Here is a 9,451-nt window from a genome sequence, read left to right on the forward strand (position 1 = left end):
ATGATTCGCCACACCGTCCTTTTCCGGTTCGCGGAGACTGTCTCCGTGGAGCAACGTTCCGCCGTGCTGTCCGAGCTCGAGACGTTCCCGGGGCGATATCCGGGGATGCTGAACTGGTCGATGGGGGAGAACCTCAGCACCCGTGACGCCACCTACTCGCATGGCATGTCCATGGACTTCGCCACCGACGAGGAGCTGCTTGCCTACCTGCACAGCGAGTCGCACGAACAGTTCGTCCGGGAGAGATGGCGGCCCGTCATCGACCACCACGTCATCGTCTCCTATCCGTACGACCCGCAAGCATCCGACAGCTCCGCCACGAAAGAGGTCACTGTGACCAATCAACGCCCCCGCGGTCCCTACGGGATGGAATACGCCCGTATCGAGGTGCCTGACATGCAGGCGACCATCGACTTCCTGCAGTACCACGTCGGTCTCCAGTTGGAGGAGCACACCGAGGAGTACGCGTACCTCCGCGCAGACATCGAGCACCACGCGATCGAGCTGATCAGCGCGCCGGAGCGTGAGGACGGCTGGACGGTCGCGGTCGGCTACAGCGTCGAGAACGAGGAGATCCTCGAACAGATCCGCCAGCGCGCGATCGATGCCGGCCACGAGATCCTGCCCCTGCAGGAACGGCAACAGGGTCTGTGTGACAACGGGTTCGCGCTCATGGACCCCGACGGTCTGGTGGTGGAACTGTTCACCGAGTTCCAGGAGTACGCCGAGGCGCCGCACGTCGAGATCCGCCCGGTGGACCTGGTCCACCCGTTCCTGGCGACTCCCCGCTACGAGGAGATGCTGACGTTCTACATGGATGTGCTCGGGTTCATCGCCTCGGACCACATCGTCGGATCGGCCACGTTCCTGCGTTGTGAGGACCGCTACCACCACAGCTTGGCGATCCAGAAGAACGACGAGCACTACGTCGCGCACCTGTGTTTCGCGATGAAGAGCCTCGACCATGTGATGCGGATGCGGGCCAAGGCGCTCTACAAGGGAGCACCGATCGCATCCGACATCGTGAACCACTCCGCGTCGACCTCGATCGCGTTCTATTTGCACGACACCAAGTTCGGGCCACGATTCGAGCTGTGCGACAGCCACCGGGTGTTCACGCCCGAGGAGCATGAGACGCACCGGGCCCGCAAGATGCCTGCCGACCCGCGCAACATCGACGTGTGGCGCCCGGCCTCGGACGACTGGGGTCGCTTCTGAGCGAGGATCTGGTCGAGCTCCTGGGCGTGCTCGACCAGACGCCGGCACCTCGTGGCCGTGAGGCCCGCGCGGCAGCGGCGCTGGCTGCTTGGTGCAACCAGCGCTGGCCGGCGATCACGTGGACGGTTCAGCCCTACGGCGCCGAAGGCGCCAATGTCGTGGCAACGTGTGGTCCCGGCCCCCTGCTCTATTCGCATCTGGACACCTCGCTGGACGGGGACGGGCGATCCGCGGCAGAGGTGACGGGTCGTACTGACCCGCCAGCTCCGCTGCGGATCGGTGAGGGGATCGCCGAGGGGTTCTGCCTGGGGGTCGCTCGGGCGCCGGTTGCCGCGGCGGTGGCCGCTTTCGCCCATGCCGGCCGTGGGACGTTGCTGATCGCCGGCAGCGGCACGCACCGGCGTGGTGGGCACGGCGAAGGAGTGCGTGCCTTCCTTGCGTCGGCACCGCCGATCTCCTCGGCGATCGTCGCCAAGGGCGGACCGCCGGCACTGATCCTCGAGGAGCCCGGTGCCGCGTTCCTTCGGGTCCGCGTCACCGGCCGCCCGGGGGTCTCCATGCTGCCCGACACCGCGGTGCCGTCAGGTGGGGTCGTGCGCCACGCGGGCCTGGTGCTGGACGCTATCGAGACCTGGCGGCAGCGTTACCTGATCAGTCGGGCGCCGTTCGGCAGGGTCGGGGCCCAAGCGGGAGTCGGTGCGATCCGCGCCGGGTGGACGGAGAAGCCGGACCTGTTGCCGGCCGAGCTGCTGCTCGATCTGTATGTGATCACGGTGCCCGGCGAGCGTGGCTCCCGCTTGGCCACCGAGCTGACCGCCACCCTCCATGCATTGTTGGCGGGTGGTCCCTTGGAGGGTTGCTCCGCGCACGTGGAGGTGGAGTGGCTGCACGATGCGCAGGCCACCGGGGAGCAGGCGCCGATCGTGAAGGCGGCCGAACACGCTTGGGGTCAGGTCTTCGACTTCCCGTCGCTGGAGGTCGCCGGCTGGACCGGCTCGACCGACGGCGTGGTCCTGCGTGAGCACGGCATCGACACAGTGCGGGTCGGCCCGCAGAGTGAGCGCAGCGCTGTCGATCCGCGACTGGACCTGGTGGATCTGGCCGTTCTCGCCCGCTACCAGCGACTGTACGAGATGCTGCTGAGCGACACGCGCGCGCACTGAGCCCCTGGTGGTGAGCGCCGCGAGTCGAGCACCGGCTTGGCCGACGACTTCGAAACGCTCTCAATCATCTTGCATTGCAAGATGCCGTTACGTTCTATTGACCAAGATCACGCGTGCGACCTAGCATCGTGTGGTCGGCATCACCCTCGAACGGCGAGGTGATGACAACCCTGACGCACTGTGCGCCGGGTGTGCGCCGACAGCCACCCGCTCGGATCCCAGTGCGCACCAGCATGCGGAGGCAAGATGCGCGTGGACACCATCGTCGCCGGCGGACGGATCGTCAGCCCCAGTGGCGTCACCGATGCGGCGATCGCGATCAAGGACGGTCGGATCGTGGCGATCGCCGACGAGAGCGTGCTTCCGGAGGCCGAGCAGCGGATCGACGCCGCTGGAAGCTATGTGCTTCCTGGCATCGTCGACCCGCACGTCCACCTGGGTGGCGGCCGGCCGCTGGGCGAGATCTTCGCGTCAGAAACCGCGTGTGCGGCAGTCGGTGGCGTGACCACCGTGCTGCAGTACCGTCGTTCGCCCTCGACGTTCTTCGAGACGTTCCCCGGGGAGCTGGAACTGGCGCGGACCCGGATGCTGGTCGACACCCAGTTCCACTTCATCATCTCGTCGATGGAGCAGGTGGAGGAGATCCCTCGCTACGCGTCCGAGTTCGGCGTCACCAGCTTCAAGTTCTACATGGGTGGTTACGAGCCGGGCAATCCGATCGGCCTGGTGTCGGTGAACGACGCGGTGCTCTACGCCGCGATGGAGAAGATCCGCGACCTCGGCCCCTACGCCTGGACGATGGTGCACTGCGAGGACGACTCGCTCGTCTGCCACCTGACGCACAAGGTGAAGGCGGCCGGCGGTGATGACCTGGCCGCCTACTCGGCGTCTCGCCCGGACTTCGTGGAGGAGCAGGACCTGCTCCGTGCGATCTGGCTGGCAGACCTTCAGGACTGCCCGCTGTACGTTCCGCACACCACGGTCGGGATGGCGGTCGACGCCGCCGCCGAGTCGCGCCGCAAGGGTCGGGTCGTGGTGCTGGAGACCTGCCCGCACTATCTGGCTCTCACCTCCGACGACGAGCGGCTGGCGGGCTCCGGGGTCGGGAAGGTCGCCCCGGCGCTGCGCAACGCCGAGCACCAAGCGGAGCTGTGGCGTGGCCTGCGTGAGGGCTGGATCTCCACGATCGGATCCGACCACGTGCCGATCCCCAAGTCGGGGAAGGGCATCTGGGAGGAGGCGCCCGGCTTCGCCGGTCTGGCCACCATGCTGCCGGTGGTGCTCACCGAGGGCGTGCTCAAGGGACGGATCGAGATCGAGAAGGTCGCCGAGACGATGGCCTACAACCCGGCGCGTCTCTTCGGCCTGCATCCCACCAAGGGGTCCATCCAGGTGGGCGCTGACGCCGACCTGGTGATCGTGGACATGGAGACCGAGAAGGTCGTCGGACCCGACGTCACCCAGAGTGAGTTCGTCAGCGCCTTCGAAGGCGTCCCGCTGCGTGGCTGGCCCACGCTGACCATGCGCCGGGGCGACGTGATCTATCGCGACGGCGAAGTGCTCGCCGCACCTGGCAGTGGCCAGGTGCTCACCAAGACCGAGCCCGAGAACAAGGAGAGGAACTGGCATGCCGCTTGATGTGAAGCTGGACCCGACGCGTGTGGGGGTCCTGGTCGTCGACATGCAGAACGGCTTCTGCCACCCCGAGGGGTCGCGGGGCCAGGCGTTCGGCGCCGACGCGGTGGCCAATCCGCAGGCGATCATCCCCAACGTGCTGAGGACCATCGACCTGGCTCACGGCCTGGACGTTCCGGTGTGGTTCACCCAGCAGGTGCACTACGACGACGACATCCTGCGCAGCCGCCGGGTGATCCCCTCGCACCTCGAGCGTCGCGGGGTGAAGCTGGAACTGTGCCGCCGCGGCACCTGGGACGCCGAGCTCCTCGATGAGATGAAGGCCATCAAGGAGGACCGCGACGAAGTCGTGGTGAAGCACCGCTCCAGTGCGTTCTTCCAGACCACCCTTGAGGTCGAGTTGCGGATGAAGGACGTGCAGGTGCTGGTCGTCACCGGTACCACCACCAGCTTCTGCGTGGACTCCACCATCCGGGACGCCTATGCCCGGGACTTCGATGTCGTGGTGCCGGCCGAGTGCGTGGCCGACTCCGACGACGCCGCCCATGCCGCGACCCTGGCGAGCATCGAGCGGTTCCACGGAGTCGTGACCGATCTGAACGGGTTGACCGCAGCCCTCGATGGCTAGCCACACCACGCCCAACGGTCAGGTGACGGTCGACGGAGACGTCGTCGCGATCCCGCGTCCCGGAGCCACCTTGCTCGAGGTGCTCCGGGGCTCCGGCCACGATGCCCCCAAAGGGGCGTGTCGCCGTGGCGAGTGCGGCGCCTGCACCGTGCTCGTGGGCGACGCCTCGGTGATGAGCTGCACCATGCTGGCGGCCCTGGTCACCGAACACGTCACGACTGCAGCTGGCCTGGGCGAGGGCGCGGCCGACCTGCGTGAGGCCTTTGCCGATCACCTCGGCTTCCAGTGTGGCTTCTGCACGCCCGGCCAGGTGGTGCGCGCCGAAGCGGTGCTACGGGAGAATCCTGGGCGCACCCGCGCGGAGATAACCGCTGCGATGGCCGGAAACATCTGTCGGTGCACCGGCTACCGGCAGATCATCGACGCCGTCTGTGACGTGGCCGCCCAGCGCTGTGCGCTCGATGGGCCGGTCGACACTGCGGCCGCGTGCGAACGCCGCGAGAAGGCGGCGAGATGAACGCGGTCGGACGGTCCGTGCGACCCCTGGACTGGGTCGAGAAGACCACCGGTACGGCGCGCTATGCCGCAGACCAGCCACCGGCCGACACGTTGGTGGCCAAGGTGCTGCGCTCACCGCTGCCGCATGCCAGGATCCGCTCGATCGACGTCTCGGGCGCGCTGGCGGTGCCCGGGGTGCGGGCGGTGATCACCGCGGCCGACTTCGAGCCCGGCCGTCTCTACGAGCACTCCGGTGCCCCCTACTCCGATCGACCTCCGATGGCGGTGGACCGGGTCCTCTACGTCGGCCACGAGGTTGCGGCGGTGGCCGCGGACACCGTCCAGGCCGCCGAGGCCGGTATTGCCGCGATCAAGGTGAGGTATCGCCGACTCAAGCCGGTGCTCACCGTCCCCGACGCGCTCCGTGCCGGTGCTCCACGACTGCACGAGCGCGAGCACGGCGGCAACGTTGCGGTGTACACGGCGGACGCGTGGGGTGACGTGGAGCTGGCTCACGCCAACAGCCGTCACCGGGTCAGCGGAACCTTCGCCTACCCCAAGGCCACCCACGTCTGCATGGAGCAGAACACCACCGTCGCGTGGTGGCACGACGACCGTCTGGAGATGTGGACCTCCTCGCAGGCACCGCACTTCGTGGTGCACGAGCTGGCCCACTTGTTCGGCCTGGAGGTGGACCAGGTGGTCTGCCGCGACGTGTCGGTCGGGGGCGGATTCGGCTCCAAGTCGAAGATCAGCGAGCACGAGGCCCTGGCCGCCCGGCTGTCGATGAAGTGCGGCCGCCCGGTGCTCCTGGAGCTCACCCGCGCCGAGGAGTTCGCGTTCACCAAGCCGCGGCACGCGTTCACCACCACGCTGAGTGCGCACGCCGACGCGCAGGGTCGGATGTGCTTCCTTGACGCAAGGATCGACGTGGACAACGGTGCCTACAACCACTACGGCCCCTCGGTGATGCGGGCCGGGATCAAGCAACTGGGCTCCATGTATCGCCCCGATGCGGTGCGCTGGGATGCCCGGTTGGTCGACACCAACCTCACCCCCGGAGGCCAGTTCCGCGGCTACGGCCAACCCCAGACGGCGATCGGTCTGGAAACGCTGATGGACGAGCTGGCCGAGCAGTGTGGCATCGACCCGATCGACTTCCGGATCCAGAACTCCGGCCTGCCCGACACCACCCAGCTCTCCGGCTCCCAGATCGGCTCCAACCGGCTGCGCGAGTGCTTGGCAGCGGTGCGAGAGAAGATCGACTGGGACACCCGCCGCAGCAGCGTGCGGCCACCGGACACCGACGGCATCCTCCGTGGCGTCGGGGTCTCCTCCGGCATGCACGCCTCGGGTTCGTACGCCTATCCGGGTGGCAACACCAGCGCCTGCGGGGTCGAGGTCAAGGACAACGGTGACGTGGTGGTGCGGTTCGGCGGGGCGGATGCCGGCACCGGGCAGCGCACCATCCTGGGCCAGATCGTGGCTGAGGTCCTGGGCGTCGACTTCGAGCGGATCAGCGTGATCATGACCGACTGGGACGAGACGCCGCCGGACATGGGTGCGTGGTCCTCACGTGGTACCCACATGGGTGGACAGGCGGCGCGACAGACCGCTGAGGCGATGGCCGCTCGGCTGCTGGAACTGGGCGCCGACCGGCTCGGAACCGAGGACGTGAGCCTCACCGATGGTGCCGTCACCGCACCGACCGGCGAGGTCAAGATCGGGGAGCTCGTCGCCGCGGCCGAAGAGGCACAGGACGGTGCGCTGCGGATCGACACCGAGTACGTCGAGCCCAAGATGCAGCCCTACTGGACCGGCATCGAACGGCCCAACATCTCAGCCACCTACGCCTACGGTGCGCACGCCCTCGAGGTCGAGGTCGATCCCGCCACCGGCGTGATCCGGGTGGTCAGGTACGCCGCCGTGCACGACATCGGCCGAGCGATCAACCCGGCCATGGTCGAAGGCCAGATCATCGGCGGGGCACTGCAGGGGCTGGGCGCCGCTCTCGGCGAGAACCTGCACCTCGAGGGCGGCCAGGTGGTCAACCCGTCGTACCTGCACTACCCGATGCCTCGCGCCACCACGGTTCCCCACGTGGAGGTGTCACTCATCGAAGGCCCTGAGCCGGCTGGTCCGTTCAACGCGAAGAGCGTCGGCGAGATCGCCCTGATCCCGGCAGCGCCGGCACTGCTCAACGCGGTCTACGACGCGACCGGGATCCGGTTCCGGTCCTTGCCGCTGAGCCCCGACGTGGTGCTGAACGCATTGCGGGAGAAGGCGGGGAGCGGCCGCGCAAGCACCACCTCGCCCGACGCCCATCACGCTGGCAGATCGAGTCGTTCCGGCGCCTGTACCCGTTCGGACTGCACCGGATCCTCCACCGGTTCGGCACCCGCTTCGCCCGACGGGTCGCGCCGCGAGAGATCACCGAGGTGCTGCTCCCGGACACGGTCGAGAAGGTCGTCGCGGCCGCGTCCGCGCACAAGCGTGGTGACGTCGCGGTGATCGGGGGCGGCACCGACCTGATGGCCCAACGCGACCAGGGACTCGCGGCGCCGCTGGTGGTGATCGGAACCTCTGCGGTGGCATCGATGCGGCGGATCCGCACCGTCGACCGCGGGCGGATCGAGATCGGGGCGGCGGTCACCCTGGCCGAGTTGGCCGACTGGGCTCGGACCCGGGTGCCGATCCTCACCTCGGTCGTGACCACGATCGCCTCGGCCCAGATCCGCCAGGTCGCCACCGTGGCCGGCAACCTGGGGCAGGAGAAACGTTGCTGGTTCTTCCGAAACGACTTCGACTGCTACAAGCGCGGCGGCGTGACGTGCCCCTGCTACGCCATCGAGGGCGACCACCGGCTGCACCACGCGGCGATCGGCGCGCATCGCTGCCAGGCCGTGACGCCGTCCGACCTGGCCACCGTCTTCGACGCGTTGGACGCCCGGATCCGGTTGGTGTCGGCCACCGGCAGTCGAGAGGTCACCGTGACCGACCTCTACGTCGGCCCCGGAGAGCTCGGCCTGCGGGCCGGCGAGGTGATCGAGGCGGTGCTGCTGCCCGCCGAGGTTGGCGAAGTGGTGGGCGTCTTCGACAAGTTGCAGCAGACCGAGGGCGACTTCGCCCTGGTCTCGGTGGCGCTGTGCGTGCGACCGGATGCGGAGGGTCGCTGGGCGAGTGCCCGCTACACGTTCGGTGGCCTGGCGGCTCGACCTTGGAGTCCCGCGAAGCTCAATGCCGGCGTGTTGGGGCGGCGCCCCGGCACGGCCGAGGTCACCACTCTTCTCGACCACGAACTTGAATGGGAGGCACACCCGTTGCCCGGAAACCGTTGGAAGCTGGACGCAGCTGTCGGCATGGCCGCGCGCGTCACGAGCCAGGCACTGGAGGCCAGGGATGAGTGAACGAGCCCAAGCCATCACCGAGCGCCTCCGGGCCGGGGGAGTCGAGGTGGCGGCGTACCTGCCCGACAGCTGGCTGACCCCGCTGATCAACCAGGTCATCGCCGATGAGGCGATCACCCACGTGCGGGTCACCCGCGAGGACGACGCGATGGCTGTCGCCGGGGGCGCTGCCCTGATGGGCAAGCGTGCCGCGGTGCTGTGCCAGAACGCCGGGATGCTGCTGAGCGCCAACGTGCTCGCCGCCTTCGCGCTGCACCACCAGTTGCCGCTGGTGATCGTGGCCGCCGCGCGGGTGAGGCCAACGACGGCTTCTACTACCAGATGTACAAGGGGCAGGTCAGCCAGGACGTCGCCGAGGCGATCGGGCTCACCGTGCACCACATCACGGGCCCCGAGGACGACTGGCTCTTCGAGCGGGCCAGCGAGCAGGCATGGCTGCAACGCCGCCCGGTGCTGTTGTTGTGCTCGCGCGATGCACTGCTGGGTGTGGCGGCATGAAGCGCCGGATCCTGGCCGAGGCGATTGCTACCGCGGCGCCCGACCACGTGGTGATCACCAGTCTCGGCACCGCTGGCCGCGCCTGGCGCGACTTCGGTGGTGCCAATCCCACCTTCTACGGATCGGATCCGATGGGCGCGGCCCCGGACTCGCCCTGGGAGCCGCGCTCGCCCGACCGGACCTGGAGTTCGTGCTGCTGGAGGGCGACGGTGACCTGGTGATGAACCTCGGCTCGCTGTTGGCGATCGCCGACGCGGCACCGGCCAACCTGCGGGTGGTGGTCTTCAACAACGGCCGCTACGAGACCGGCGGCGGACAGCCGCTGGCCAGCGCGGGCCGAACTAGCCGCGATCGCCGCCGGCAAACGCCTGGCGCGACGTAGCTTGGTTTGTTCCTGAAGTCAC

At 68.4% G+C, this 9,451-nt stretch carries 10 protein-coding genes and 1 pseudogene; all 11 read left to right on the forward strand.

The annotated features are described in order from the left end of the window. The 11 genes and pseudogenes from L1066_RS15145 to L1066_RS15190 all read left to right on the forward strand — a co-directional run bounded on the left by L1066_RS15145 (position 1) and on the right by L1066_RS15190 (position 9,429). The gene (locus L1066_RS15145; protein WP_249224889.1) at positions 1-1,218 is read left to right on the forward strand and encodes a Dabb family protein; all 1,218 of its coding nucleotides are present in this window, start codon (positions 1-3) and stop codon (positions 1,216-1,218) included. Next, positions 1,182-2,381, forward strand: a complete 1,200-nt coding sequence (locus tag L1066_RS15150; protein ID WP_235737105.1) for a zinc-binding metallopeptidase family protein — start codon at positions 1,182-1,184, stop codon at positions 2,379-2,381. Before L1066_RS15145 ends, L1066_RS15150 begins: the two co-directional genes overlap by 37 nt. A gap of 246 nt (positions 2,382-2,627) precedes the next feature. Beyond that, entirely contained in the window at positions 2,628-4,019 is a 1,392-nt protein-coding gene (locus L1066_RS15155; protein WP_235737106.1) for a dihydroorotase, read from the forward strand. After that, entirely contained in the window at positions 4,009-4,644 is a 636-nt protein-coding gene (locus L1066_RS15160) for a cysteine hydrolase family protein (protein ID WP_235737107.1), read from the forward strand. The genes L1066_RS15155 and L1066_RS15160 overlap by 11 nt, the downstream gene beginning before the upstream one ends. After that, the gene (locus L1066_RS15165) at positions 4,637-5,161 is read left to right on the forward strand and encodes a (2Fe-2S)-binding protein (protein ID WP_235737108.1); all 525 of its coding nucleotides are present in this window, start codon (positions 4,637-4,639) and stop codon (positions 5,159-5,161) included. The genes L1066_RS15160 and L1066_RS15165 overlap by 8 nt, the downstream gene beginning before the upstream one ends. Further along, positions 5,158-7,653, forward strand: a complete 2,496-nt coding sequence (locus L1066_RS15170; RefSeq protein WP_235737109.1) for a xanthine dehydrogenase family protein molybdopterin-binding subunit — start codon at positions 5,158-5,160, stop codon at positions 7,651-7,653. Before L1066_RS15165 ends, L1066_RS15170 begins: the two co-directional genes overlap by 4 nt. After that, positions 7,581-8,549, forward strand: coding sequence for an FAD binding domain-containing protein (locus tag L1066_RS15175; protein ID WP_235737110.1), 969 nt, complete (start codon positions 7,581-7,583; stop codon positions 8,547-8,549). Before L1066_RS15170 ends, L1066_RS15175 begins: the two co-directional genes overlap by 73 nt. Then, a pseudogene (locus L1066_RS28730) lies at positions 8,542-8,784 on the forward strand (thiamine pyrophosphate-binding protein); the annotation flags it as partial. The gene L1066_RS15175 and the pseudogene L1066_RS28730, both read left to right, overlap by 8 nt. Next, complete coding sequence (locus L1066_RS15180; RefSeq protein ID WP_235737119.1) at positions 8,748-9,047, forward strand: hypothetical protein; 300 nt, start codon at positions 8,748-8,750, stop codon at positions 9,045-9,047. The pseudogene L1066_RS28730 and the gene L1066_RS15180, both read left to right, overlap by 37 nt. Further along, on the forward strand, positions 9,044-9,268 hold the full coding sequence (locus tag L1066_RS15185) for a hypothetical protein (protein WP_235737120.1): 225 nt from the start codon (positions 9,044-9,046) through the stop codon (positions 9,266-9,268). The genes L1066_RS15180 and L1066_RS15185 overlap by 4 nt, the downstream gene beginning before the upstream one ends. Continuing rightward, positions 9,202-9,429 (forward strand): thiamine pyrophosphate-dependent enzyme, encoded by a 228-nt coding sequence (locus L1066_RS15190; RefSeq protein ID WP_235737115.1) that lies wholly within the window; start codon positions 9,202-9,204, stop codon positions 9,427-9,429. Before L1066_RS15185 ends, L1066_RS15190 begins: the two co-directional genes overlap by 67 nt. Positions 9,430-9,451 lie beyond the last annotated feature (22 nt).

Origin of the sequence: Nocardioides alcanivorans (genome assembly GCF_021555175.1) — a bacterium.
Lineage (GTDB): Bacteria > Actinomycetota > Actinomycetes > Propionibacteriales > Nocardioidaceae > Nocardioides > Nocardioides alcanivorans.